The sequence below is a fragment of the Vibrio diabolicus genome, assembly GCF_011801455.1.
Classification (GTDB): Bacteria; Pseudomonadota; Gammaproteobacteria; order Enterobacterales; family Vibrionaceae; genus Vibrio; species Vibrio diabolicus.
Genome location: NZ_CP042452.1, coordinates 707,782 through 733,369 on the forward strand (window position 1 = coordinate 707,782; position 25,588 = coordinate 733,369).

The following is a 25,588-nucleotide window of genomic DNA, read 5'->3' on the forward strand; positions in this document are numbered from 1 at the left end:
TTTAAACAATGAGTTAAATAGTTAAGCTAAGGAAACGGTCGATTATAGAGTTGTAATTACATCATCCATCGCAAGGCGAGCTTTTGGTAGACCATGATTATAATCTTCCCCGTCTTTGTGATAGCCAATCGCCAGTGCAACTTCACAGACATGGCCTTCTAATTCTTCTTTGAATACTTCTCCAATCAGTGTTGGATCTACACCTTCCATCGGCGTTGAGTCAATACCCAGACGAGCCAATGTGTGTAGTAGGTTGCCTAGTGCCAAATAGACTTGCGCTTTTGTCCAGTTTCCGTTGAAGCCATTTTCGTCCGTATTTGCATCGGCAAAAGCGTAGGCGCCCATAAAGTTGTTGTACATTTCCGCCGGTAGGTGGCCAGACGTTACTTCGGCATCCACACGTTTTGCGAACTTCTCTTTGGTGAAGTTTGGATCGTACGCAAACAGAATCGTATGTGATGCGGCTTTCGCGTGTGGCTGGTTAAATTGGTGCATATTTGCAAATGTATCGTGGAAGCGTTGCTTGGCCTCATCACTTTCAATCACGATGAATTTCCACGGTTGCGAGTTAATCGAAGACGCTGAAAGACGGAGTGCTTCTTTGATGATTGCCATATCTTCTTGAGAAACGCGTTTGGTTTCGTCGTATTTTTTCGCAGTGTAGCGGCTGTTTAGATCAGTAATGATTTGATGAGACACGTTTGTATCCTTTTTATTTTTGTGACAAATGAGGATGCGCTTAGCATCGACAACCATGCGTACCTCGAATATGGATTCATAATACGGGATATTTTTTCATTGATAAGAGGGCGTTTATTTGAATCACTTTTTACTTTTTATTGAAAATTGGCGTGCTTCATAGGGTTAGGCATCATCATTTAGATGCTTTTGATGATTATTAAATTACACTCATATTAAGGGAGTGATGGAGAGCAACATGAACGTGATTCAAGTTTTCAACGATAGTTATGAACGTTGTATCGCGAACCAAGGCTTTTTCGACTTGTTTTACAAGAATTTATGGTCAAAAAGTACAAGCTTTAGACAAAAGTTTGATGGTGTCGACATGCACCAACAGGTGCGAATGCTTAGAGGATCTATCGTGTTTTTTATGATGGCCGATACCTCTAACGAGGCGCACAAGATGGTGGAGAAATATGGTAAGAAGCATGCGAGTTCCGATATTGGCATTGAACCACAGGATATTGATGTTTGGTTTGAAAGCCTTATCGAAACGGTTCAAGAGTGTGATTTTGAATACGACGATGATGTCGAAACTGCGTGGAGAGCTTGTTTTAACACAGGTTTGTCGGTAATGAAGCGGGAGTGCTCCAAACACTAAAAGAGAAACTAAATGCTCTTCGAAAACAAGCAAGTTAAAGCAAGGAAGTAACGTTAAACAGCTTACTTCCTTGAGTATGGCTTTTATTTGTCTTGTGTCTCTTTATTCTTTTTTACCGCTTCGGCGATATCACTGACGGCTTCGACAAGGTTGATCGGCATAGGGAAGATAATAGTCGATGTTTTGTCTGTCGTGATTTCCGTGAGTGTCTGCATGTAACGCAATTGCAGCGCATTCGGCGCTTCGTTGAGCATTTGAGCTGCCTCTTTTAATTTATTAGAAGCTTCTAACTCGCCGGTAGCGTGAATTATTTTCGCACGACGGTTACGTTCTGCCTCAGCCTGACGCGCTAGCGCTCTGACCATGCTGTCATTTAAATCAACATGTTTGACTTCAACCGTGGCAATCTTGATGCCCCAGTCATCAGTCTGTTGATCGAGGATGGATTGTAAATCCTTATTGAGACGCTCGCGCTCTGAAAGTAATTCATCCAGTTCATGCTGGCCTAATACTGATCGCAGCGTGGTTTGCGCTAACTGGCTGGTGGCATCGCTGTAACTTTCAATGTTGTTAATTGCCATTTGAGGATCGACTACGCGAAAATAAACAACCGCATTGACGCGCACAGACACGTTATCTTTGGTTATCAAGTCTTGTGTCGGCACATCCAAAACGACAGTACGTAAATCCACCCGTACCATTTGTTGGATAAATGGGATAAGAATGATTAAGCCAGGGCCTTTTACTTCTTGAAAGCGACCAAGAAAGAATACAACCCCACGTTCATACTCTCTCAAAACCTTAAACATTTGGGTCGCAAGTGCGAACAACAGCACCACGATCACCGCAACAGTATAGAGCATCATAAAGCGCCTCCTATTTATTTTGGCGGTCATCAGGCATCACGGTTAAGGTCAGCCCTTTCACATTCACAATGGTGACATGATCACCTTGTTTGAGTTGTTGATGGTCTTTGGTTTTGGCTCGCCATAGCGCACCGTCAAGTTGAACGCGCCCTTCGCCATCGATAAAGTCATCGCTCACGACAGCGATTTTCCCAGGGTAAGTTTCTAAGCCTGTTGTCACACGTCGTCGGCGTATTTTGAGCAGCAGGCCGACAGTTAACACGATCAGCGCGACAGAAAAGATGGAAATACCGAAAATTAAAGGAAGGGCGATCTGAAACCCTGGCAACTCACTGTCCATGAGGAATATGGAACCGAGCACAAAGGCGACAACGCCACCTAAGCCCAAAATGCCAAAGCTCGGACTGAATGCTTCTGCGATCATCAGTGCAATTCCGAGTAACAGCAGACCAAGCCCAGCGTAGTTCACAGGCATCATTTGTAACGCGTACATGGCGAGGAGCAAACAAATACCACCCAACACGCCGGGTAAGCCAATGCCCGGGTTGTAAAACTCAAGAAGCAAACCGTAGATGCCAATGAGCATCAGGATGTAGGCGACGTTTGGGTTTGTGATAACGGCTAGCATTTCTGCTCGCCAATCGGGTGTTCTTTCAATCCATACGGGATTTTCCAGTGACAATGTCACATCACGATTGTTAACTTTAACTGTTTGTCCATCAATGGCTTTGACTAAATCCTCTGGTGAGTTGGCTATATAATCAATAACGTTTAATTCCAATGCCTCTGTGGCGTCCAAACTCGCTGCTTCGCTCACTGCTTTCTCTGCCCACTCTGCATTTCGGCCATGAAGCTTTGCTAAGCCTTTAATATAGGCTCTAGCATCATTAATCACCTTTTTCTCCATCGCGGTTTTCGCAGGAACTTTCTCTGAGCTTTCGTTGGTTCCTTCTGACGTTTCTTCCGCGTTTTGATCTTTGCCATCATCCGATGAAGGGGGCTGAGGGGCACCACCTAACGCGACGGGTGTTGCCGCGCCAAGGTTAGTGGCTTCAGCCATGGCAGCAACGTGGCTGGCGAGTAAAATGTATGTCCCTGCGCTAGCCGCTCTAGATCCTGACGGGCCAACCCAAGTTGCAATTGGAGTGGAGGAGGTGGTAATTGCGTGAATAATATCTCTCATTGCGCTGTCTAAGCCGCCAGGAGTGTCCATCTCTAAGATCACTAAACTGACACCGTTGAGTTGTGCCTCTTCTATCTCACGAGACAAATAGTCGCTAGTAGCAGGACCTATAGCGCCTTTGACGGGAACAATCCAGACAGTATTGGCCAGTGCTTGACTAGCAAACAAAAGTAAAGGTAAGACCCATATCCATAGTCGTTTCATGCAGTCCTCCTTGTGCGGTCACAGGGACTTTTTGAAAACCTAATTCAAGTATATACGCAGTAATACTAGTGCAAATAAGTAATTGATCACTCGAATTAGTCATATCAGCATTTATCATGGCACATCTGAGGCTACGGGCCTTAATATGAATAGCGGTAGTCACGAATCGTGGGGCGTCTGGTGTGAAGAGGTTCAACAAAAAGGCAAAGTGACGGTAATCACTTTGCCTTCCTAATGTGTTTTAGAGGAGAGAGACTAACTGTTTACGAGGCGAGAAAATTGAACGAGTGCTTGCTCGGCTGGCATCGGTTTGTGGAAGTAAAACCCTTGCAACTCATCAATATTCCAAACTTTAAGCTTGCGTACTTGGCTCGCGCTTTCAACACCTTCGGCGACAATAGTTAACCCTAATTCTTGAGACATGTTGGCAATGTTTCTTACCAGTGTTTTCGCTCTGTCATTGGTTTCAATCTCGTCGATATAAGATTTATCCAGCTTCACAATATCCAATGGAAAATTACATACGCTACTGAATGATGCGTATCCAGTACCAAAATCATCCAAAGCGAGTCCAACACCAAGTCGCTTGATGTCTTGAATGCTTTGGATTGATTCTATTTCTCCGCCCATCAACATACTTTCGGTAATTTCAAGCACAAGCTGACCCGCAGAGAGGTTGTATTGAGCCATCACTTTTTTTAGGTAGGGCATCAGTCCTGAATGATAAAAGTGCTGCGCGCTTAAGTTCACATGCACGCTTAACATCGACAGACCTTGCGCATGACGAACTCCGTTGAGCCGACTGATAAATTCGCAAGATTGTTTGAGAATGGACTCTCCCAATTCGACGATAAGTTTTCCTTGTTCTGCCATCGGAATAAATACTTCTGGTGAAATCATCCCTAATGTTGGATGTTGCCAACGAGCAAGTGCTTCGAAGCTAATGACTTCAGTGGTTTTAGCATCCACGATAGGCTGGAAAAAAGGTTTAATCGCATCTTGTCTAATGGCATTTTCTAAATCGCGATTGATCACCATAGACGTTTCCGCCTGCTCTGATAGTTCTTCATCAATCACTAATACTTCGTGAGAGTGACGGCCCTTAGCGGATTGCGATGAGAAACGTGCTGCAAGCAGCAAATGCTCGACAGATTGGTGAGTAATGTTTAGGTCCATCATCACCGCTTTACTGTCTAATGACATCATGATCCCAGAGAGCTGGACCTTATGTGACAAATGATTCAGTAATCGATTGGTAGCATCTATCGCTTTTTGGTGGTGCTCGATATCTGGAATCAAAACGATAAATTCATGCTCACTAATTCGGCCTATTTGGAATGCCCCTAATTGCTCGCGTATTGCGGATGCGATGTATTGAATCACTTCATCAAAAATGAGGTGACCGTATACCCCTGCAATTTGCTTGAGAGTTTTACTATTAATGTACACAAACGAAAAATGGTTTGGCCGTGTCTCTACGAGCTCGTGCAGTGCATTGAGAATGACAGGACGATTACAGAAACCGGATACCGGATCAAAGTCGGTGAGTTTTTGGATCATTTCTGCTTGCTGTTTTGTCTCTCTCATATCCTGAAGCAACAACATCAGCGCACTTTGACCATGATGTTGAATGAGCGTGGCTTCTATCAAACAGTCGATTTCTTCTGTATTGCTATCGAGCACCTGCGCTTCGAATTGTGTTTTACCGTTTTTCAGCTCTCTGAACATTGCGTCAACTCGACATTCATCGTCCTCCGATGGGCACAAGGTGTCTAGAGGACGATCTATCAATTGCGATTTGCTGTAGCTCAACAGATCTAACGCTCGTTGGTTGACATCGACTATTTTACGATCGATAACAATTAGCATGCCTAGTGAGGAGCTATGGTACAGAGCACCAAACTTTTCCATCGAGTCTTTCAATTGCAGTTGGGTTAACGATGTATTTTCAGAGAGCTTTTGTACCAGTTTTGTCGCTAACTCTAATTCGTCTACTTTTACAGAATGCAAGCCTTCAAGCTGGTATTGAGAGGCGATTTCGCTTATTCCTTCAGCAAAATGATTAAAGCGAGTGGCGACCTTATTTTTAAACGTGATGTAGGTACCCGCAGCGATGATTGATGCCACAACGCCAACCGTTGCAAACAGGTACATGAATAGCGTATTACCTTTCGCATAATGCTCTCGCTGTGTTTTCGTTTTTAGCCATGCGATTGGTTCACCAGATAAATCAGAGAGTGAGGCCCATTTTGTTATTGACCGCGAGGTCTTCTCTATATCCCGCATCTCACTACTGTCTGATCCACTTACCATCTGCGTCTCTAATGAGTTTTCCGCAGTTAAAATGGATTTAAAGTCTCCAGGAAAGCGCAAAGATAGGTTTCTTCCCCAAAGCATCCATCCGTTAGAAGGGCGGTCGCCTTCACTATTTCTAACTGGGCTGAGGCTAAGACCCCAAATAGTATCGTTGATTTTAAACAACCCTGAGATGCTCTCTCTATGGATATCAAGCTTGTGATTCATGGACTTGATGTAATCTTGAAGAGTAGGTTGATTCGCCATTTTAGCGGTGAGTTCTGAAGAAGTGTCGGGGTTATCCTCACGAGTTAAGGAGAGCAGGGTTTGCCCATTAGTCGTGATAAACGCCATCATATCGAGGTTTAACGCATCAATGCTCTCTGTGTAAAGGTTTCGCTCGGTATATTTCGCAATATCACGATCAACAAACAGATCGTACGTTTCGTCCCAGTACGCCCAGTCGTATGAGGCGCTTTCTTGCTGGCTCACCATCATGTCGATGACAGCGAGTGCTTGCTGATTCGCATGGTTAATTTCCATGTCTTCGAGCTCATCTAAGCTATACAGGAAAAAATAACGGCTAATAAAAAGGAAGCTGATGACCATGCCCAGCAGTCCTAATGAAAAGTATAGGGCGGTTTTATAGCGAAGATTCAAGTTAAACAAGCGAAGTGTTTTCATTAAAAAATAGTTATAGATGTTAATTCACTGAAAGTGTACGACATGTTCTAACAGAAATTGTTGATATAGATTCAAATTATAGAGATAAAATGAAGGATTTGCTGAGCTGATATGGTAAGTGAAACGTTTGCCCTAATTACTAGATTTTCGTGTTTGCAATTAAAATGCTCAATAACGTACCGCGCATTCAAATTAAGGTTTAATCGTGCAGCTAGTAAAGGTATAAATCTTTTTATAAAACAGTCTATTAGTGTAACTAGTGCTTTTCTTCTGTATCTAAACTTCTTTTGTAATAGTAAACTGCGAAAAAATGATGGGTAATTATGATGTTTATTGTTCAACGCTTGGTCAAACTGGCCATTATCTGTGCCATTTTCTTTACTATCTTCGATCTCATCTCCTATGGTGAGATTACTTGGGTTCAAAGGTTGCTGGCTTCTATAAGCTAAGTCTAGAATTCAATATGCACACATAACTCCACGAAGCGAGTCAATTCTTCGTTACTCGCCTTCGTCATTTGCTCCTTATGTGAGCTTTAAATAAAAGTCCCTCCGCGTGCAGCTCTGGTAACCGTTTTCCATTAATGGAAAAAACCTAAAAATGCAACTAACTTCATACTAATGGCAAGTGTAAGGTATGCAGTTGATGAGGCAATTCAGCATAATCACATTAGTTGTTGTGGCACTCATTTTGAGCCAAGCAACAATCGCAAGAAATGCTAAGGTGCTAGGTGATATTTCGTTAGTTCAGCCGATAGAAGGTGACCCTGTCGTAGATATTAAGCTGGCGAGAATTGGCTGGCATCTCTTTCGTGATCCTCAGCTATCTTCAAACGGTAGCATCAGTTGTGCGACGTGCCACAACTTGCAAACCAATGGCGCTGAAAATACCCCCGTCTCTACAGGGGTGAAAGGTGATGGAACTCGAAACTCCATCACAGTGTTTAATGCAGCGTTAAATTATCGTTTTTTATGGGATGGTACCGAAAACACCTTAATGGCTCAGATTGATGGGCCAATCCACAATCCAATAGAAATGGACTCAAACTGGCAAACAATAGAGCAGTACGTGAAAGGAAGCGAACGTTATCAAGCACTATTTAGTCGTGATGGTGAGCTACCGATTAATATTAACAATATTAAGTCCGCCATTGTGGAGTTTGTCGAAGGGCTCCAAACTCCAGGTGCACCATTCGATGCCTACTTACTGGGTTACACCCATGTCCTCAGTGAGCAGCAAATTAGGGGGTGGAAAACATTTCAGTCTTCAGGTTGCGTACAGTGTCATCAGGGCAAAAATATTGGCGGAGCGATGATACAAAGGTTCGCCTATTTCAAAGATAAGCCAGTAGTAGAGGATTCGGGACGTCACCTGATTACGACGGAAAGTGAAGAACAATTCTATTTTAGAGTCGCCAGTTTACGTAATGTCGCCCTAACAAGTCCTTATTTTCATAACGGACGAGTTGACCAGTTATCCGAGGCGATACAGATTATGGCGAAAACGCAGCTCGGTATTACGATGAGCGATGAAAGTGTCGCTGATATTGAAGCGTTCTTACAGTCCTTGACCGCACCCAGACCCGTGATTTTAGAGGTGTTGGAAAATGAGTAAATTCAAACTGGTTAATATCTGCTTTTTTATTGCCATGCTGACGTGTTGTGTATTGGCGTACATGTCACATGTGAATTCAAAAAGTGCACAAGAATTCCACGCGGAGTTGACGGATATTGGGCACAAGTTGATTGAAGAGCGCGATGTTATAGTGAATCGATATGCGGTTGAAGATAGGAAGAATTATGAACTGACGACATCTTTAGTGGATATAGAAGTCGCAGCTGAGAACTTGCTAAATTCATCAAGGGAGTCAGTTTGGTTCCCTGTGACGCCCAATCATAAAAAAGTTGAGGATACGCTCAACCTATTCAAAAACCGTGTGCTTGATACAACGCTGAAGCTCGATATGTTGATTGGCGTTCAGGTAGAGAATCAATACGCGTTATTAATGCTATTCAACTTATATCAGCAAGATATTTCTACCGATACCGGAAAGACGTTGAGTGGGCATCACTATTTTGAGTTTCTCAACCAACTGCTTTTGACACAAAACGTAGTTGAGAGTGAAAGTGAAGCCAATTTCTTAGATCGGCTTCAAGCGAGCGATAAAAGGATAGAACTACTCACGAATGAACTGCTTGATCATGGATACTTTGTTTTTATCGAGGATGCGGAGCATCGGCTGCTCAATATTGCCCAAAGTGAAGCGCGTTTTACTTGGTTGTTTGTTTTTATTGCCGTGATGTTGTTAGTCAGTGCATTCTTGTATCAATCGCAATATCGAATGTACAACTTGAAACAATTAAACCTCGAAATCGAGGAGGCGCGAAATAAAGCCGAGCGAGCAGCAAAAGCCAAATCAAGTTTTCTCGCCGCAATGAGTCACGAATTAAGAACGCCGATGAATGGTGTATTAGGCCTTTCTCAAATGATTGCAGAGGAAACCAAAGAGCCGACGACTAAAGAGTACGTGAAAGTCATTCTTGATTCTGGCCAACACTTGATGACGATTCTCAACGATATTTTGGATTTCTCTAAAGTTGAAGAAAACAAACTGGAATTTGAGCAGGCTAAGTTCAATTTAGATCAAGTCATTTCTCCTGTGTGTAGCGCAATAAAACCGCTCATCGATGAGAAAAATATCGAATTGATCGTAGAAAATGAAGTGCCTGAATACGTTGAATTTACCGGAGACTGCGCACGTTTACGACAGATCTTGTTTAATCTTGCAGGCAACGCGGTGAAGTTTACCGGTGAAGGGCATGTGTTAATCAGAACAGAACTTGATAAGGTAAATCAGTGTTTGGTGATGATTGTGAGTGATACTGGTATTGGTATCGCGCTAGATAAGCAAGAACATGTTTTCAACTCGTTTGAGCAAGCCGATTCTTCAACTACCCGAAAATTTGGAGGCACAGGGCTTGGTTTGGCAATAGTTAAAAAATTAACTGGCTTGATGGATGGCAAGGTTACATTGAAAAGTGTGGAGGGCGTCGGAAGTCAATTCATCGTCGAGCTGCCCATTCCTTGGGTTGAATGCGAACTTCCAAAGGCACAAGAGCCCCCAAAAACGCGCAAGAAAACACACAATTTGCAGATATTGCTTGCTGAAGATAATCGAGTGAACGCCATTGTGGCGAAAGGGTTTTGCGAAAAGTTGGGACATGAGGTCGATGTTGCTGAAAACGGATTGGTGGCGGTTAAAAAGGCGAGAGATAACGAATATGATCTGATTTTGATGGACAATCACATGCCTGAGATGAATGGTGTTGAAGCGACGCGTGTGATTCGACAAGAGTTAGGTATCAAAACATTACTCTTTGCGTATACGGCAGATGTCTTTCGTGAGGCGCATGATAGCTTTATTGAAGCCGGAGCGGATCATGTGCTTACAAAACCGCTACAGCAAGAGAGCTTTTCTGACGCTCTTAAACAGTTTGCTGCGAGGCTCGAACCAAAAGAGAATTTACCATTAACGAATGACAACAACGTTCTCCAGTTGCAGCGCAAGCCAATAGAGAAGTTACGGCTGACAGAAGAAGAGTTATCCAGTTCAGAGATGCTCATTTCTTTGCAAGAAGCGCCGGAAGCGATAGATGAGCTACTAAAAAGTATTATTGTCGATTTTGAATCATCGGTTGATGAACTTATTGATTATTTTATGGCTGAAGATTTCGCGTCTCTAGAAGACACGTTGCATAAAACAAAAGGTATGGCATTGAACCTTGGTTTGCCGATTTTAGCTGGACAAACGGAGGCGCTAGAAAACGCGCTCAAAGCGAAGCAAACTCCTGAAATTGAGCGGTTACAGATGCTAATCAACCGATTACAAGTTAACATCCATCAGGCTAATCGACTTCTGGATGACATACAGAAAAAAAACGTCGATCCTCAACAAATTTTGTAACGTCTCTGAGTTCATACGTTCCTTACCTTGTTTCGTTATGGTTTACTATGACGTGAATGGATGTGTTGATTCGTCAATGAGAAAATCAGGGAGTTAGAATGAGTAAGCATTCCGCTTTAATCGAATGGCATCGCGAAGCTGACGAAGTGTTCAGTGATAACCAGTATAGTCGGGCGCACATTTGGAAGTTTGATGGCGGGTTGCAAGTCCCTGCGTCACCATCTCCACACGTAGTGCCGTTGCCATTATCTGTAGAAGAAAACGTTGATCCGGAAGAAGCATTTGTTGCGGCACTTTCCAGTTGTCACATGCTTGTTTTTCTCTCTATTGCGGCGAAACGACGTTACGTTGTGGATCGCTACTTAGATGAAGCAGTAGGAGAGCTGACAAAAGGTGAAAATGGAAAAGAATGGGTGTCTAAGGTAACACTAAACCCTAAGATAACATTTGCTGGTGATGAACAACCGACACGATCTCAATTAGAAAAAATGCACCACATGGCTCATGAGAATTGTTTTATCGCCAATTCGGTTAAAACTGAAGTGACGACGCTTATTGCGGATTAAATGAAACTCTGTGTTAAAGCGCAGTGTATCACCGAATAGTGTTAAGCCAGCAGTCCGGCTGCTGGCTATTGTGAACTAAACGATGCCTTGCTCGATCATCGCATCAGCGACTCTTCTAAAGCCGGCAATGTTTGCGCCTAAAACTAAATTACCAGGCTGACCAAACTCTCGACTGGTTTCATTTGCGTTAATAAAGATGTTTTTCATGATGGTCTGCAACTGGCTATCGACTTGCTCAAAGGTCCAGTTTTGCATGCTGGCATTTTGTGCCATTTCAAGCTGACTGGTTGCAACGCCGCCTGCATTGGCTGCTTTCGCTGGCCCATAAGCCATTTCGGAATCCACGATGATATTGGCCGCATCACGAGTGGTTGGCATGTTTGCTCCTTCACTAATCAAAACACACCCATTATCGATAAGAGCAAGAGCATCGTTTGACGTCAGTTCATTTTGGGTCGCGCAAGGGAATGCGGCGTCAGCTTGATATCGCCATACAGCATGCCCTTCATTAGGATAGTCACCCAACGGCGTATACTCTGCTTCAGGGTAAGTGTCTAAATACTCTTCTAAACTTGCTCTTTTCACTTCTTTAAGTTGCTTGAGGAGCTGCAGGTCAATACCGTGCTCATGATAGATCGTGCCTCTAGAATCGCTGCATGTTACTGGGGTTGCTCCCATGTGGTATAGCTTTTCAATTGCATAGATAGCGACGTTACCTGCGCCAGAAACGAGGCAAGTTTTGCCTTTGAGTGAATCATTACGGTCATTGAGCATGCATTCCGCAAAATATACGGTTCCATATCCCGTTGCTTCTTTCCTAACAAGTGAGCCCCCCCAAAGAAGGCTCTTGCCTGTAAGTACCCCTTCGTAGCGGCCCGTCAATCGCTTATATTGACCAAACATATAACCAATTTCACGCGCACCGACGCCGATATCGCCAGCAGGAACATCGGTAACAGGACCAATGTGGCGGTATAACTCGTTCATAAATGATTGGCAAAATCGCATGATTTCACCGTCAGATTTTCCTTTAGGATCGAAATTTGAACCGCCTTTTCCGCCACCAATTGGAAGGCCAGTAAGCGCGTTTTTAAAAATCTGTTCAAAGCCGAGGAACTTTATGATGCTCGCGTTCACTGAATGATGGAACCTCAGTCCGCCTTTGTATGGACCTAACGCGGAGTTAAACTCGACGCGGTAGCCTTTGTTTATTTGCACATTCCCTGCGTCATCGACCCAAGGAACTCGAAACATGATTTGACGTTCTGGTTCTACGATTCTTTGGATAATCGCTTGTTCTTTATATTTATTATTGCTTTCTATGACTGGAGCGAGAGAAGTTAATACTTCTTCTACGGCTTGGTAAAACTCTTTTTGAGCCGGGCTACTGTGTTGCAACGCAACAATAGTATCGTGTATGTGTGACATAGATCTCTTCCTTGATATGAATAAGCAATCAGTTTATATGAATTTATTCCCATTAAATAGTGATTTTGACCAATTCTCAATGGCTATAATGGTCTTTCCTGCGGATGAGAACGCTCAATTTCCAACTTCTGGTCGTATTGATGAGGAAGATTAAGTGAGTGACATGATTGGATGGTTGAGTGATCGGTTTCACATATAGCGAGCAGAAGCCAAATTAGTCGATATTGTTGTGCTGTCACGCAAACTGTTTTTGTTAACTCGGTGTTAACATTTGAGCGTGTTGACTCGAAAAAGATAAAAATATGCATGAGCTTAAGACTCTGGACTCGTTTATTCAGCAAAACGGTCTACCAGTGTTTGGCCATCTTGATGGGATTCCCACATCTTTACAGTTAGATAAGTTTACCTACCTTGATGAGATGGATAAGCCAGCGTCTAAGTGGCGCCGTTACTGTGATTATAAGCAGTTTCAGTTCGTTAATTTGGTCACACCTAACTACGTGATTGGGGTTGCGATTGCGGATATTAGGTATTTAGCATCTGGTTTTTGCTATCTGTTTGACATTCAAAATAATGAGTTAGTGGAGCAGCAGTGGTTAAAGCCTTTTAATATTGATTATCAAACTCAGCCTTCCAGTTGGTCTAGTCATGCCCATCTTGCTGACAAAAGTATTCAGTTTTCTATTCAGAATGGTATTTGGCACGTCCACTTTGTGACAAAGTCTGTCAATGCTGATCTCTACTTACGTCCAGAAAGTATGAGTTTGCCATTAATGTTATGTACGCCAACCGGTTATGCGGGTTGGACTTATACGCAGAAGCACAATGCGTTAACGGTAGATGGCAATTTATTCATATTAGGAAAGGAACAAGATCTCTCAGAAGTGGCTGCTGGTTACGACTTTTCCGCTGGGTACATGCGACGGGAGACAAGCTGGCGGTGGGCGAGTATTAATTGCTTTGAAAGCGGCAGACGATTGGGGCTGAACTTAGCTGCAGGCGTCAATGAAACGGGCTACTGTGAAAATGTATTCTGGATTAATGGTGAACGGCATTTTTTACAGTCTGTTCAGTTTCAATTTTCACGAAATGATGAAGGACAAAGATGGCATATCACGTCGGAAGATAAACGGATTGACCTAGTGTTCACGCCTTTAAACCGACGTTCAGAAAAGAAGAACTTTTGGTTTCTCAAAAGCAATTTTCGTCAATATATCGGCTATTTCTCTGGCTACATCGTTGATGGGAATGGTATCAAACATCAGTTAGAAGAAGTCATAGGTCTTACTGAAGATCACTATGCAAAATGGTAGAAACACAATGGATTGGACACAGTTGATGGAACGCCCTGAATTACTTCTGATGATTTTGGCGCCAGTTTTCTTTTTATGTATGGTTGCAGAGTACTGGTTTGGACAACGAAGGGGACGTTTACCTGAAAGCGCGATGTATTATATTCCGGAAGTTGTATGTAATTTTGTACTTGCGGGCTTACACCAAGCGACAGACATACTCACGGGTTTACTGATTGCTCAGTTATATTTGTGGTGGTTTGATTGGCGATTGTTTGATATCGAAATGAGCGTTTCAGCGTTTTTGCTACTTGTCGTTCTGCAAGACTTTTTCTATTACTGGTTTCATCGAGCTAGCCACCGTATTCGTTGGATGTGGGCTGCGCACGTGGTCCATCACAGCTCGGAGAGAATGAATTTCAGCACCGCGTTTCGTCAAAGCTTGATGTATCCGTTAGCGGGAATGTGGATTTTCTGGTTGCCTTTGGTGATTATTGGCTTTGATCCCAAGTGGGTCGTCTTCGTTGTGCTGTTTAATCTGGGCTTACAGTTTTTTGTTCATACTCAATCAATTCGCTCGCTTGGACCGCTAGAGTGGGTATTTAATACGCCATCTCATCATCGCGTTCATCATGGTATAAACCGTCAGTACATCGACAAAAATTACGCGGGAGTGTTGATTATCTGGGATCGGATGTTTGGAACGTTTGAACCAGAAGTGGAAACCGTTAGGTATGGAATTTCTAAACCGGTAAACAGCTTTAATCCCATTCGTGTGACGTTTGCAGAATGGAAAGACATGTTTTATGACGTAACACGACCAAATTTAACGTGGAAACAACGTTGGCGCTGTCTATTTGCTCCGCCATCGGATTCTTTTGAGTAGATTGAGATAAAAGAGATTGGAGCGGGCAGCGGGAATCGAACCCGCATCATCAGCTTGGAAGGCTGAGGTAATAGCCATTATACGATGCCCGCGCATCGATAGGACTCAGTTAATATGCCACACTGAACGAAAAAGAAAAGTCTTTTCTCATCAATTGTTTGTCAGATGCCTAAAAAAGTAGCGTCTTGGTGTTAAAGTGTCCATTGTCTCTGTTTTTCAGGAGGGTCAGCGATTCCGCTTCTAAAATCGATGGCTGCTAATTAGGGGCAAACACACTGTCTACTAGCGTTTAGGCATTGATGATATTCAAGATTGTCAGTGTAAAGGTTAATCGCGTTTATTGAACAGTCAGGTTTCATGGTCAAGACTAGATATTGAAATGATTACTTTTTACTGCTGAAGCGTATGTATAGCACTAGCGTAATTCCGCTGAAACAGTCAGCTTAACCAAAGGAGATTTAACATGTGGAAAGGTTTGATATTAGGGGCGGTGATGATGCTCGTATCTGCTTGTACAACCGTAACGACGGATGTCGATAAGCAAGCCGATTTTTCAGCTTACAGAACGTTTGATTTCGGTGCCCAAGCAGAAGCCCCTACGAGTATTGATGGTCGACGTATTGAACAAGGATTGGCTGAACAGCTTGAAGACAAGGGCTTAATTAAAGTGAATAGTGGTGGGGACCTTTACGTTCATCATGATATCGTCGAAGAGTCCGAGCTTGTCTCTTCTGGGTCTTCGGTGAGTTTCGGTTATGGTTGGAATAGCTTTGGCGTGATCACTTCAAGCCCGGAACGATACAAAGAACGTAAGTATGGCAAACTGGTGGTAGAACTTGTTGATGCAAAGGCTAATCAGGTTGTGTGGAAAGGTGTTTCAAGCAGGAAACTATCTGAGTCTATGAGCTCTGAGAAAAGAGAGTCTCTGATTGAAGAAGAAATTGCGAAAATGTTTGAAAACTACCCTTACGGTGAAAAATAATTAGTATTCTTAACGATTAAGAATACTAATTGCCAATCGTTACGCACAGAGTTAAAAGAACTTACTATTTTGGTTTTGGTTACCTTTGTGCGTACGACTCTGATTGCTTTACTCGGACTACTTTTCTGCTTGTTGGCTCCGAGCATGAGTCTGGCGCACTCATACCCAAATTTTCTTTCCTTTCATAACCAGAATATTGCTGTTGACGCTAAGTCGAAGCACTTTTCAGAACACCCTGTCTCTCCAATACAACAAGACTATCCGAGTTTAAACAGCCGGAATATATTGAGGGTTAGCCATTCTAAGGAAACGAGCTCGAACGACGATGTAGAACTCGAATGGTTTGAAACGCTTGCTGTAGTATGGTGGATACATCGTTCGGCAATTCACTCGATGGGGCTGCTAAAACGCATCGGCAATGAGGCTTTAGGTCGTTGTGTTGAAAGTATTTTTACTCATTCTAAATACAGAATCGGTGCGAGGAAAGAATCGAATCTCATATACCGCTTTATACATGCTCGCTAACACATTCCATGTTTTTACAATTTTTGGTTAGTTATGCTTAGGAGCGGTTTATGTTTGATTCGATAATTCAGGTCTTGAGTGCCTTTTGGCATCAAGATTTCACGGCGTTAATGGCGCCAGGCGGTGCAGGATTGGTTTATTTTGTTGTTGCTGCGCTTATCTTTTTGGAAAGTGGTTTTATTCCTGCTGCGCCATTCCCATGCGACAGTGTCGTCGTATTATCCGGTACGCTGGCGGCGGTTGGTGTCCTTGATCCAATAATGATCATGTTGGTGATAGCTGTTAGTGCGGGATTGGGAAGTTGGGCGGCTTACTTACAAGGCAAGTGGCTAAATCGCTTACCTAAGGTCCAAGGCTGGGTGAGCGCGGTTCCTCAAAAGCGTTTGGAACAGGTCGACGTATTGCTCAGTAAACATGGATTGATCGCGCTTTTTTGTGCGCGGTTTATTCCGGTTGTTCGTTCCCTATTGCCATTAATGATGGGGTTGCGAGTGAAAGGTATTAGTAAATTCCATTACTTTGCGTGGCTGAGTGCGATTTTATGGACGCTGATATTATGCGGTTTTGGTTTATTGCTTCCCTTTTTACCAGAGAATATGAGCAAAGCGATCACAATGCTATTAATGGCTGCCCCAATAATTACTCTCGTGATTGGGGGGCTTAGTTTCTTGTTTGTTAAAGCACGTCGAACGTTCTGTAAATCCAAGGATGTGTCAGAGTTTTCTCAGTAAGTTTACTTTGATTTGCACTTTTAAGCTTGTATACAGATTAGACATCTAATCGGCTGGTTTTTATCAGTAAAAAGAAAGGCGCAATGTATGCGCCTTTCTTTTTGAGTGTCGTTAGGGTTTCGAGTTTAATAGCCAATGCTATATAGGTACTCGCCAACCTCTTTACACTGAGACTTGTAGATAGTTTCTACTTCGGATTCATTCTTATCTGCTGCTTTAAATTCAAGCTCAGCAGAAGATAACTGGCTGAAACTATAGTTTCTTTCAGACATTAGGTAGTGTCTGAACATCGCTCTGTGTTCAGGAACCGCAATACGTGCATTAGAAACATTGGCACACTCTAGCAGAGTCTCATTGCTCATTTCTTCTGGCTTTGCTTCTGTGTTAGCGAAGGCTGAGCCCGTTGCAAATAGTAATGCTAGTGCGATAGTCGTAGCGAATTTTGTCATTATATGGACCTCAAATTGGTTCTAGTAACAATGAGCGTATTGGTTCTCATCGTTACATTTCCGTGTTCTCTGTATGTCATAAAAAGTTAAACAACAGGGAAGGCGTTGCGACCATGAGTAAAGACGTACATTAAATTGGCTTCTTTTCTTCCTGAGAGTCGATAGAGAGAGCGTTTACTCATCAGCCCGCCATAACCATCAAGAGGTAAGCGAGATGCTTGTTTTGCCAATTCCAATAGTGGTGGGGAAGAGAAAGCAACAAGTAAAAAATAATCAGGAGTAAAATCTGATGATAAAACACCATCAGTGGCGGATGTTCGGCGGCAGGAAACCAGCGCTAACAACTCGCGCTTTATATGCAGATAATAACCTTCTGAGCCCCAAGAACTTGGAGAGGCAAAAGTATGGAATTCGCTATGTGCTAGTTCAAAATCGTCTTGTTGCGCAAGTTTAAGCAAGCGTTCAGAGGTGTAATGTTTAGTGTGGTGATACGTATGCGCATATGAGGCAACGATGAACCCTGAAAATAGGGACAATGAAAGCATCAATAATATACGGTGTAGATAACGCAAGAAGTAACCCTAAACATATAACGTCATAGACTATCACTATGACTACGGAATCTTAGTGACACTATGATAACAATGAAAATCGGTGTCTGACCAACTCAGCGTATACTAACGAGATGGAAGAGGGATGAACAGAGTTTTCTGATGTTATTTGGGTATAAGCTAATACCTAAATAATTTTAGCGTTGAGGCAAGCGAAAACTGGAGAAACAGGTAAAGAGAGTCATGAGACAAGGAAGCTTGAGCCAATCCGATTATTTGTTAGGGAAGAAATAGAGCATTCTTCCCCACATAATTTGCACCGTGTTATGCGCTTGCATAAATAACACTGCCGCCTTTTATGGTGTCAATGATCTCACGAGACAACTTCTTTGGCAGTGCAGGGCAACCCCAACTGCGCCCAAGGTAACCATTCTTCTTGATAAAAGAAGGGTTAGCATAGTCGGCACCGTGCACAACGATATAACGCTCGCGAGCTTTATCGTTCAACCCTGAGCTTAGACCATCTAATCGAAGTGAATAACCATTTGATCCGTAGTAGGTGGTGTCAGTCAAAAACGTACCCAGTGATGTTTTACGCGAGTTCACCACATTTGAAAACTGCGTCGCTGTTTTCTTTCCACTGTTCACACCGTGAGAAACATAAGTATTGTAGATAAGCTTCTTTTTATCTAAATCAAGCACATAAAAGCGTTTTTCAGTCGATGGTTTACTATAGTCGATGATGGTTAGTACTGATTTCTTTCTATCGGGTGTTTTTTGGTACGCGATATAAGCGTCACGAAACAATTTAAAGTCTACTACGCCATCTAACTTTGCTTGTTTGAACACTTGTTCAATTTGATTCTGTGGTATGTGACTTTTGACTTCGTTATCTGCTTGTTTTGCAAAGGCAAAAGGAGAGGCAGACAGAAATGTCCATATAAATAATAAAATTAACTTTTTCATCTTGGCTAAATAAAACTCTATGGTGTTACAAATTTACCGATTGCTTCATGCATTCGTTAAAACAACATGCACATCAATATAATTCTATTCCCAATGTTTCTTATTGTACGCTTAGGTACTTAATATTGGGTTAACGATAAGTTTTCAAGTTAAAAACTAACTGTTTGAAACTCAAATAAATTATGAAGTTAATAGATTGTTTCGATAAACTTCGGCATAAATAATATCTGATATGTGTAATTAATAAAACTGTGTTTAAGGATATTTGTGAGGTGGCGAATTTATAAAAACGACGTTTTATTTTTTCTAGATTAGAAATTCTTTTTATTTCAATATGTTTGTTTTTTGTACGTCTATTTAGCTTGCGTTTAGATTTGTGATTTGACTCGTAACAAATCGTAACGTCAACTCGTTATGTGTGTTAGTGCATTTTAAGTGAGTGGGTAAACAACAAGATGGATAAGAAAGGTAGAGAAATACTGAGAAGAAGGGCATTTCTTGTTCACAAGTGATAAAGCTAAGTCTAAGTGGAGCCGACAAATGAGCTTCTACACGAATCATCTAAGCCGGTGATTAGCAGTACAAAAGTAAGTTTTGTCAGCTTTTACTTATTTCCTCTTGTTTTCAATTAAATACATAAAATCTGAACTAAACTTACCAAAAAGTAATTCTATCGTTTTGATTAAATATTTAAATAACTGAGAGATTTCATCGAAAAATAATAATGCCAAAAATTAACGTACGAACTTATGTGGTTGATTATATTATTGAAACTAAGGGTAAAGTCTTGTTTCTATATTATATAAGTACAGCAGCCACATACATGGCTTCTGTACTTAATCTTTAATAAGATGTCCCTTGAACAGTAATCGAACCTACTATGGAACCATCGAAGCGGCTATCGTCATTTGCGGATTGCCACCACAAACTCAGTTGTTCCTTACTCATTGGCTTACCAAATAAATAGCCTTGCATATAGTCACAGCGGTAGGACGATAACCATTCATGCATCACATTGTGCTCAATACCTTCTGCGGTGACCGTTTTATTTTGAGCGTGGCATAGATCGATGATGGGTTTGATCACATGACCGTTGTTGGTTTTCATCAATGTAACGAGGAACTCTCGGTCAAACTTGATCTTTTGAACTGGATATTGAACAAGTTGAGTCAGCGATGTATAGCCAGAGCCAAAGTCATCAATGGCGAGACGATAGCCACGCTTCGACAGCTCATCAAGTAATGCTGTACCTTGTTGTTCTGCGGCAAAGGTTTCTGTTATCTCTAACTCAATACATTCTGGTTTCACACCGTTTCTGCTTGCTTGGTCATGAATATAATTCGCCATTTCGATGGAGTTAAGCTCTGCTGAAGAGAGGTTGATCGAAAGGACAATGTCTTTGCCAAAAATATTTCTTAATTGGTGATATTCTGCAGTTGCATTGGCGAAAACCCAGCGATCAATTTTATCAAATAAGCCCGCCTGTTCCGCGATTGGGATAAACTCTTTCGGAGGCACAGGACCAATGCCTTCCGCTTCCCAGCGCAATAATACCTCTAGTCCTTCAATCTCGTTGTCCCGATTATTCATATAGGGTTGAAAAACGAGATGGAACTCTTCTTCCACGTTGCTTTTTCTGAGCGCTCGCTCAAGCTGACTGCGTCTTTGAGACTCAACATTGAGAGCTGCTGAGTAATAAGCGTACTGGTTTTTCCCGGCTCGTTTGGCTTGATACATTGCCGCATCGGCACTGGAGAGTAATTTCGCGACGTCTGTACCGTCTTGAGGGTACTGAGCGATACCTACGCTCGCAGTCACGGGGAATGAATTGCTCCAAGATGGACTGAGATTGCTAATCGGTTTTAGCAACTCTGAGGCCAGCAAGTCGGGTAGGCGTTGTGCATCCTGATTTGAGCTCAATAAAATAGCAAATTCGTCACCAGACAATCTTGCTGCAAAACAGGGACTATCGTAGTCGTGCGAGAATTTTTGACAGACATTTTTGATGTGTGATGAAAACACCTTTAATAAGTTGTCTCCCAGTTCATGCCCGTATTTGTCATTAACGTACTTAAAGTTATCGAGATCGACATAAATGACCCACAAATGCTGCGAAGGGGAGACGAGTTCACGAGTTGCAAGTTCATGGAAACGATGGCGATTAGCGAGTTGCGTTAGGTGATCCGTTTCAGCCAGGCGTTTTGTCTTCTTATATATGACGTTGAGCTCTTCATACATATCAAAAAAGCGTGAGGATAAGCGTCCTATTTCATCGTTTGTTTCTAGCTTTTCAATGTTGCCGCGTTGATTTGTTTCCAGCTCTTGTAGCTGTTTATCGAGGCGAGAAACGGGGTGTAATACATAACGATACAAAACCAAAACAATTAAGGTGATGGTGCAAAACGCCGCCACACCAAAGGAAAGGGCCAGTTCTAGCCACACTTTATCGACTTTATTCCACATCAAATATTCAGCGGGGGAGAGTACCGCATAAAAGTGTGGCAATAGTTCAATCGTCTGAGCGAGAGGAATATCGAGATAAATAGGCTTGTCGGCAAAAGTTATCACGCTATGCGTGTCGAACTCGATTTCGTGCTTGATTTCATTGAAGGCTTCGAGCGATACCGATACCACCACGAAAAAGACATTTTGCGGATCAAAACTTAGAGGTTGTGTCCCTGTTCGTTTGTCGATGAGTTCGTATTGCAGAAGAATACTTTGCCCGCTGGAATTGTAAATAAAGCCAGTATGGTTAAACGCTTCTCTCGTACTAAAGCTTCGCGAGATGTAATCCAATACCTTAGGGTCGACTACACCTGAAGATTCGTAGTATTTATTTTCTGTGTAATAAAGAAGGTTTTGTTTCCCGTCGAGAATCGCCATGCTTGCATCGCCTGTATAGCCATGGCTTAACACATCTGCGGTTTCATCGAGTCGGTTAAATAACACGCGCTCACGATACGGATTGCTATGATTCACCAAGTAGTCTTGCAATACATCACTTTTGCTTAATGTGTATGCATAACTATTGAGGAATATGTTGGCTTGTCGGAACTGCCCAGCGAGCTTTTCCATTTGCAATTGGATATAGCTGTCTTCTCGCTTGATGAGCGTTACTTTTTGAATGCTGTAAATAATATAACTTGATACCAGCGCGCTTAATAAGATCACTGGCGCGACAAGCAAGATGACTCGATTGCTTAACTTCATTATGGCTTTTAGTTTCCGTTTGTGTCCCTACAAACGTCGCATACCATATAAGGTACTGAACGGATGATGTGTTTTGCAAATTGTAACCAGATTGTAAGGTGAGCGTTCTCCAAAATCAGACAACCATCCAAGAACTGTGATGATGTGTAAGGTTTCCATCTCATTAACTAGAGTGTTTCTCAGTAATGGGACGTATCTCTTTTTCAACTGTCTTTAAAAACCTCACTTCAAGTGTAGATAAAGCCAGCCATCGAAACGTTTCGATGGTAAAGTGTGACTCATGTACCTTTTTACTATTCGATGACCCGCTAATTACGGATCATTCTCACACCTTATCGATCTCACTCTGGTCAAATTACCACAACGAATTATTATTTCATCGAAACGTTTCGATGAGTTTTCTGTTAATAACGAAAACACTTTAAAACAGGCGCTCATGGTTGTATGAACGTGTAACCGAAAGGTCGATGAGATGAAAAAAAGTACCCTAATTAACTCAGATATTTCTTACTTGGTGGCGACGCTAGGCCACACCGATGAGATCACGATATGTGACGCTGGCCTGCCAATCCCTGAGCATGTACAGCGAATTGATTTGGCGCTAACGCATGGCGTACCAAGTTTTCTTGATACTGTTCGCGTGATTCTATCTGAGTCGCAAATCGAAGGGGTCATCATTGCGGAAGAGTTTTCTGATGTAAGCCCTGTTTTGCATCAAGCATTGCTTAACGAACTGAGCAAAGAGAGCGAAGAAACGGGTAAATCTATCGAGATCAGCTACGTGTCACATGAAGCATTTAAAGCACGCACGGCACAAAGCCGCGCTGTCGTTCGAACTGGCGAATGCTCGCCATACGCGAACGTTATCTTTCAAGCGGGCGTGGTTTTTTAAGCCAGAGATATTGAGGACAGATTATGACTCAAGCCATTCTACAACTGAGCGACATTGAGAAAGCGTTCCCGGGCGTAAAAGCACTGGACAAAGCGAGCCTGAATGTTTACCCAGGCCGTGTCATGGCGCTCATGGGAGAAAATGGAGCAGGCAAGTCAACATTGATGAAGGTGCTGACTGGCATCTATCACATGGATGCGGGTAGCATCCAATATCAAGGCCAACCTGCCGCGTTTAAAGGGCCGCGTGACTCTCAGGAAGCGGGCATCAGCATCATTCACCAAGAATTGAACTTGATCCCTGAACTAACGATTGCTGAAAACATCTATCTAGGTCGTGAATTTACCGGCACGATGGGGCGTATTCAGTGGGGCAAGATGTATGAAGAAGCAGACAAGTTGCTTCAACGCCTTAACGTAAAGCACTCATCGAAAACGTTGCTTGGTGATTTGAGCCTAGGTGAACAGCAAATGGTGGAGATCGCGAAAGCGCTTTCGTTTGAATCGAAAGTCATTATTATGGATGAGCCAACTGACGCGCTGACCGATACCGAGACGGAGTCACTATTTAAAGTGATCAACGAGCTTCGAGAGCAGGGCTGCGGCATTGTTTATATCTCACACCGTCTTAAAGAAATCTTTGAAATCTGTGACGACATTACCGTGCTTCGTGACGGTAAATTTATCGGTGAATGCAAAGTAGCAGACACTGATGAAGACGGCCTGATCGAAATGATGGTTGGTCGTAAGTTAGAAGAGCAATACCCACGTATTGATGTGCGACATGGCGAAACTTGCCTTGAAGTGATTGGCCTGACTGGCTCTGGCGTTCACGATGTGAGCTTCACGCTGAAACGCGGTGAGATATTGGGTATTTCTGGTTTGATGGGGGCAGGCCGCACCGAACTGATGAAAGTGATTTACGGCGCGTTGCCAAGTGAGCATGGTGTTATCAACCTCGATAACAAAACCATTAACCCGGTTAGCCCACAAGATGGCTTAGCAAATGGCATCGCTTATATCTCTGAAGACCGCAAAGGCGATGGCTTGGTGTTAGGTCTCTCGGTTAAGGAGAATATGTCACTTTGTTCACTCAATCAGTTGACTAAAGGCTTCCAAATCCAACATAGCGATGAAGTGATTGCCGTGGAAGATTTTATCAAGCTATTTAATATCAAAACCCCTACGCGCGACCAAATCATTGGTAACTTATCCGGCGGTAACCAGCAAAAAGTGGCGATCGCGAAAGGGTTAATGACCAAACCTAAAGTTCTGATTCTCGATGAGCCAACACGTGGCGTCGATGTCGGTGCGAAAAAAGAAATTTATCAACTCATCAACAAGTTCAAAGCCGAAGGCATGAGCATCATCTTGGTGTCTTCCGAGATGCCAGAAGTGCTCGGTATGAGTGACCGCATTCTGGTTATGCATGAAGGTCGTATTACTGGCGAATTCGATGCGAAAGACGCCGATCAAGAAAAATTACTCGCCTGTGCCGTAGGCAAAAAGATCAATGAGGAAGCAGCATGAGTACTAATACCATGAGCAAACCAACCGAAGCTAGCAACAAGAAGTTGTTCACAAAAGAGTGGTTGATTGAGCAAAAATCACTGATAGCACTGATTTTTTTGATTGTTGTTGTTTCATTTTTGAACCCGAACTTCTTTACGGTCGACAACATTCTCAACATTCTTCGTCAAACCTCAGTGAATGCCATTATCGCGGTAGGTATGACACTGGTTATTTTAACCGCAGGCATCGACTTGAGTGTTGGTTCCGTACTGGCGTTATGCGGTGCCTTTGCGGCAAGCATGATTGCGCTTGAAGTCCCGGTGCTGGTGGCGGTTCCGACTGCTTTAGTCGCAGGTGCAGCGTTAGGTGCAATTAGCGGCATCATCATTGCGAAGGGCAAAGTACAGGCCTTTATCGCTACGCTGGTTACCATGACGTTACTACGCGGTGTGACTATGGTGTACACCGAAGGTCGTCCAATCTCGACAGGTTTTACTGACACAGCTGATGCGTTTGCATGGTTTGGTACCGGCTACGCGCTAGGTATTCCAGTACCTGTTTGGTTAATGGTGGTTGTGTTCGCAGCGGCTTGGTACTTACTTAACCACACTCGCTTTGGTCGCTACGTTTACGCACTAGGTGGCAACGAATCAGCGACTCGTCTATCTGGTATCAATGTAGACCGAGTGAAGATTGGTGTATACGCAATCTGCGGTATGCTGGCAGCGCTTGCAGGCATCATCGTGACTTCTCGTCTGTCTTCGGCGCAGCCAACAGCGGGTATGGGCTACGAGCTAGACGCTATCGCAGCGGTTGTTCTTGGCGGTACCAGCTTGATGGGCGGTAAAGGCCGTATCATGGGTACCTTGATTGGTGCGCTGATCATCGGTTTCTTGAACAATGCTCTTAACCTACTTGATGTTTCTTCTTACTACCAAATGATTGCCAAAGCAGTGGTTATCTTGCTCGCAGTACTGGTAGACAACAAAAACAAATAATCCATAACCATTAAATCCTGAATACAAACCGAGCCAGTGGGCGTGTGCTGGCTCACCCTACAC

The 25,588-nt window shown here is 43.0% G+C and carries 20 protein-coding genes and 1 tRNA gene; 11 read left to right on the forward strand and 10 right to left on the reverse strand.

The genetic code is table 11. The features are described 5' to 3' along the window. Positions 1–42: 42 nt before the first annotated feature. Positions 43–699 carry an NAD(P)H-dependent oxidoreductase gene (locus FR741_RS18500; RefSeq protein ID WP_031780265.1) on the reverse strand — a complete coding sequence of 219 codons (657 nt, stop codon included), beginning with the start codon at positions 697–699 and terminating at the stop codon, positions 43–45. Between the two features lie 238 nt (positions 700–937). On the opposite strand from FR741_RS18500, the gene FR741_RS18505 reads away from it, so the two are divergent. Then, entirely contained in the window at positions 938–1,342 is a 405-nt protein-coding gene (locus tag FR741_RS18505; RefSeq protein ID WP_005392547.1) for a globin, read from the forward strand. Positions 1,343–1,425: 83 nt separating this feature from the next. On the opposite strand, the gene FR741_RS18510 is transcribed toward FR741_RS18505, so the two are convergent. From FR741_RS18510 to FR741_RS18520, 3 genes are all read right to left on the reverse strand, one after another. Beyond that, on the reverse strand, positions 1,426–2,208 hold the full coding sequence (locus FR741_RS18510) for a slipin family protein (RefSeq protein ID WP_005373196.1): 783 nt from the start codon (positions 2,206–2,208) through the stop codon (positions 1,426–1,428). Between the two features lie 10 nt (positions 2,209–2,218). Further along, positions 2,219–3,595 carry an NfeD family protein gene (locus FR741_RS18515; protein ID WP_085344417.1) on the reverse strand — a complete coding sequence of 459 codons (1,377 nt, stop codon included), beginning with the start codon at positions 3,593–3,595 and terminating at the stop codon, positions 2,219–2,221. A gap of 255 nt (positions 3,596–3,850) precedes the next feature. Continuing rightward, positions 3,851–6,499, reverse strand: coding sequence for an EAL domain-containing protein (locus FR741_RS18520; RefSeq protein ID WP_174856106.1), 2,649 nt, complete (start codon positions 6,497–6,499; stop codon positions 3,851–3,853). Between the two features lie 720 nt (positions 6,500–7,219). Between FR741_RS18520 and FR741_RS18525 the strand changes: the two genes are divergently transcribed. The 3 genes from FR741_RS18525 (at position 7,220) to FR741_RS18535 (ending at position 11,104) form a co-directional block, all read left to right on the forward strand. Further along, positions 7,220–8,188, forward strand: coding sequence for a cytochrome-c peroxidase (locus FR741_RS18525; RefSeq protein ID WP_167394253.1), 969 nt, complete (start codon positions 7,220–7,222; stop codon positions 8,186–8,188). Beyond that, positions 8,181–10,538 (forward strand): ATP-binding protein, encoded by a 2,358-nt coding sequence (locus tag FR741_RS18530; RefSeq protein ID WP_167427411.1) that lies wholly within the window; start codon positions 8,181–8,183, stop codon positions 10,536–10,538. The genes FR741_RS18525 and FR741_RS18530 overlap by 8 nt, the downstream gene beginning before the upstream one ends. Before the next feature lie 98 nt (positions 10,539–10,636). Continuing rightward, on the forward strand, positions 10,637–11,104 hold the full coding sequence (locus FR741_RS18535; RefSeq protein WP_167427412.1) for an OsmC family protein: 468 nt from the start codon (positions 10,637–10,639) through the stop codon (positions 11,102–11,104). 75 nt (positions 11,105–11,179) lie between these two features. Here the strand turns inward: FR741_RS18535 and gdhA are convergent, their stop codons facing one another. After that, positions 11,180–12,532: an NADP-specific glutamate dehydrogenase gene (gene gdhA / locus FR741_RS18540; RefSeq protein WP_164665539.1), complete on the reverse strand. Its 1,353-nt coding sequence runs from the start codon at positions 12,530–12,532 to the stop codon at positions 11,180–11,182. A gap of 302 nt (positions 12,533–12,834) precedes the next feature. Between gdhA and FR741_RS18545 the strand changes: the two genes are divergently transcribed. After that, positions 12,835–13,845, forward strand: a complete 1,011-nt coding sequence (locus FR741_RS18545; RefSeq protein ID WP_104970605.1) for a DUF2804 domain-containing protein — start codon at positions 12,835–12,837, stop codon at positions 13,843–13,845. Between the two features lie 7 nt (positions 13,846–13,852). Then, positions 13,853–14,710, forward strand: coding sequence for a sterol desaturase family protein (locus tag FR741_RS18550; protein WP_085344412.1), 858 nt, complete (start codon positions 13,853–13,855; stop codon positions 14,708–14,710). Between the two features lie 17 nt (positions 14,711–14,727). Here FR741_RS18550 and FR741_RS18555 read toward each other — a convergent pair. Then, positions 14,728–14,802: transfer RNA gene (locus FR741_RS18555), tRNA-Gly, on the reverse strand. 371 nt (positions 14,803–15,173) lie between these two features. On the opposite strand from FR741_RS18555, the gene FR741_RS18560 reads away from it, so the two are divergent. Together FR741_RS18560 and FR741_RS18565 are read left to right on the forward strand one after the other, a co-directional pair. After that, positions 15,174–15,692, forward strand: a complete 519-nt coding sequence (locus FR741_RS18560; RefSeq protein ID WP_005397138.1) for a DUF4136 domain-containing protein — start codon at positions 15,174–15,176, stop codon at positions 15,690–15,692. A 575-nt stretch (positions 15,693–16,267) separates the two neighbouring features. Next, the gene (locus FR741_RS18565) at positions 16,268–16,948 is read left to right on the forward strand and encodes a DedA family protein (protein WP_167427413.1); all 681 of its coding nucleotides are present in this window, start codon (positions 16,268–16,270) and stop codon (positions 16,946–16,948) included. Positions 16,949–17,073: 125 nt separating this feature from the next. On the opposite strand, the gene FR741_RS18570 is transcribed toward FR741_RS18565, so the two are convergent. The 4 genes from FR741_RS18570 to FR741_RS18585 all read right to left on the reverse strand — a co-directional run bounded on the left by FR741_RS18570 (position 17,074) and on the right by FR741_RS18585 (position 22,124). After that, positions 17,074–17,397 (reverse strand): hypothetical protein, encoded by a 324-nt coding sequence (locus tag FR741_RS18570; protein WP_046875977.1) that lies wholly within the window; start codon positions 17,395–17,397, stop codon positions 17,074–17,076. An 86-nt stretch (positions 17,398–17,483) separates the two neighbouring features. Continuing rightward, complete coding sequence (locus FR741_RS18575; protein ID WP_006741015.1) at positions 17,484–17,942, reverse strand: hypothetical protein; 459 nt, start codon at positions 17,940–17,942, stop codon at positions 17,484–17,486. A gap of 330 nt (positions 17,943–18,272) precedes the next feature. Further along, a complete protein-coding gene (locus FR741_RS18580; protein ID WP_167427414.1) occupies positions 18,273–18,914 on the reverse strand; it encodes a murein L,D-transpeptidase catalytic domain family protein in 642 nt (213 codons plus the stop codon). Between the two features lie 843 nt (positions 18,915–19,757). Next, on the reverse strand, positions 19,758–22,124 hold the full coding sequence (locus FR741_RS18585; RefSeq protein ID WP_109169873.1) for an EAL domain-containing protein: 2,367 nt from the start codon (positions 22,122–22,124) through the stop codon (positions 19,758–19,760). A 472-nt stretch (positions 22,125–22,596) separates the two neighbouring features. Here FR741_RS18585 and rbsD point away from each other — a divergent pair, with 472 nt between their 5' ends. Genes rbsD through rbsC form a run of 3 tightly spaced genes read left to right on the forward strand, consistent with a single transcriptional unit; the run spans position 22,597 to position 25,525 of the window. After that, positions 22,597–23,016 carry a D-ribose pyranase gene (rbsD, locus tag FR741_RS18590; RefSeq protein WP_005397153.1) on the forward strand — a complete coding sequence of 140 codons (420 nt, stop codon included), beginning with the start codon at positions 22,597–22,599 and terminating at the stop codon, positions 23,014–23,016. A gap of 23 nt (positions 23,017–23,039) precedes the next feature. After that, positions 23,040–24,545, forward strand: a complete 1,506-nt coding sequence (gene rbsA, locus FR741_RS18595; RefSeq protein ID WP_104972464.1) for a ribose ABC transporter ATP-binding protein RbsA — start codon at positions 23,040–23,042, stop codon at positions 24,543–24,545. After that, a complete protein-coding gene (rbsC, locus tag FR741_RS18600; protein WP_006741011.1) occupies positions 24,542–25,525 on the forward strand; it encodes a ribose ABC transporter permease in 984 nt (327 codons plus the stop codon). Before rbsA ends, rbsC begins: the two co-directional genes overlap by 4 nt. Positions 25,526–25,588 lie beyond the last annotated feature (63 nt).

Excerpts from the sequence above, each read along its gene's own strand:
- FR741_RS18505 (WP_005392547.1), top strand. The coding sequence starts at position 938 with ATGAACGTGATTCAAGTTTTCAACGATAGTTATGAACGTTGTATCGCG.
- FR741_RS18510 (WP_005373196.1), bottom strand. The coding sequence starts at position 2,208 with ATGATGCTCTATACTGTTGCGGTGATCGTGGTGCTGTTGTTCGCACTT.
- FR741_RS18515 (WP_085344417.1), bottom strand. The coding sequence starts at position 3,595 with ATGAAACGACTATGGATATGGGTCTTACCTTTACTTTTGTTTGCTAGT.
- FR741_RS18520 (WP_174856106.1), bottom strand. The coding sequence starts at position 6,499 with ATGGTCATCAGCTTCCTTTTTATTAGCCGTTATTTTTTCCTGTATAGC.
- FR741_RS18525 (WP_167394253.1), top strand. The coding sequence starts at position 7,220 with ATGAGGCAATTCAGCATAATCACATTAGTTGTTGTGGCACTCATTTTG.
- FR741_RS18530 (WP_167427411.1), top strand. The coding sequence starts at position 8,181 with ATGAGTAAATTCAAACTGGTTAATATCTGCTTTTTTATTGCCATGCTG.
- FR741_RS18535 (WP_167427412.1), top strand. The coding sequence starts at position 10,637 with ATGAGTAAGCATTCCGCTTTAATCGAATGGCATCGCGAAGCTGACGAA.
- gdhA (WP_164665539.1), bottom strand. The coding sequence starts at position 12,532 with ATGTCACACATACACGATACTATTGTTGCGTTGCAACACAGTAGCCCG.
- FR741_RS18545 (WP_104970605.1), top strand. The coding sequence starts at position 12,835 with ATGCATGAGCTTAAGACTCTGGACTCGTTTATTCAGCAAAACGGTCTA.
- FR741_RS18550 (WP_085344412.1), top strand. The coding sequence starts at position 13,853 with ATGGATTGGACACAGTTGATGGAACGCCCTGAATTACTTCTGATGATT.
- FR741_RS18560 (WP_005397138.1), top strand. The coding sequence starts at position 15,174 with ATGTGGAAAGGTTTGATATTAGGGGCGGTGATGATGCTCGTATCTGCT.
- FR741_RS18565 (WP_167427413.1), top strand. The coding sequence starts at position 16,268 with ATGTTTGATTCGATAATTCAGGTCTTGAGTGCCTTTTGGCATCAAGAT.
- FR741_RS18570 (WP_046875977.1), bottom strand. The coding sequence starts at position 17,397 with ATGACAAAATTCGCTACGACTATCGCACTAGCATTACTATTTGCAACG.
- FR741_RS18575 (WP_006741015.1), bottom strand. The coding sequence starts at position 17,942 with ATGCTTTCATTGTCCCTATTTTCAGGGTTCATCGTTGCCTCATATGCG.
- FR741_RS18580 (WP_167427414.1), bottom strand. The coding sequence starts at position 18,914 with ATGAAAAAGTTAATTTTATTATTTATATGGACATTTCTGTCTGCCTCT.
- FR741_RS18585 (WP_109169873.1), bottom strand. The coding sequence starts at position 22,124 with ATGAAGTTAAGCAATCGAGTCATCTTGCTTGTCGCGCCAGTGATCTTA.
- rbsD (WP_005397153.1), top strand. The coding sequence starts at position 22,597 with ATGAAAAAAAGTACCCTAATTAACTCAGATATTTCTTACTTGGTGGCG.
- rbsA (WP_104972464.1), top strand. The coding sequence starts at position 23,040 with ATGACTCAAGCCATTCTACAACTGAGCGACATTGAGAAAGCGTTCCCG.
- rbsC (WP_006741011.1), top strand. The coding sequence starts at position 24,542 with ATGAGTACTAATACCATGAGCAAACCAACCGAAGCTAGCAACAAGAAG.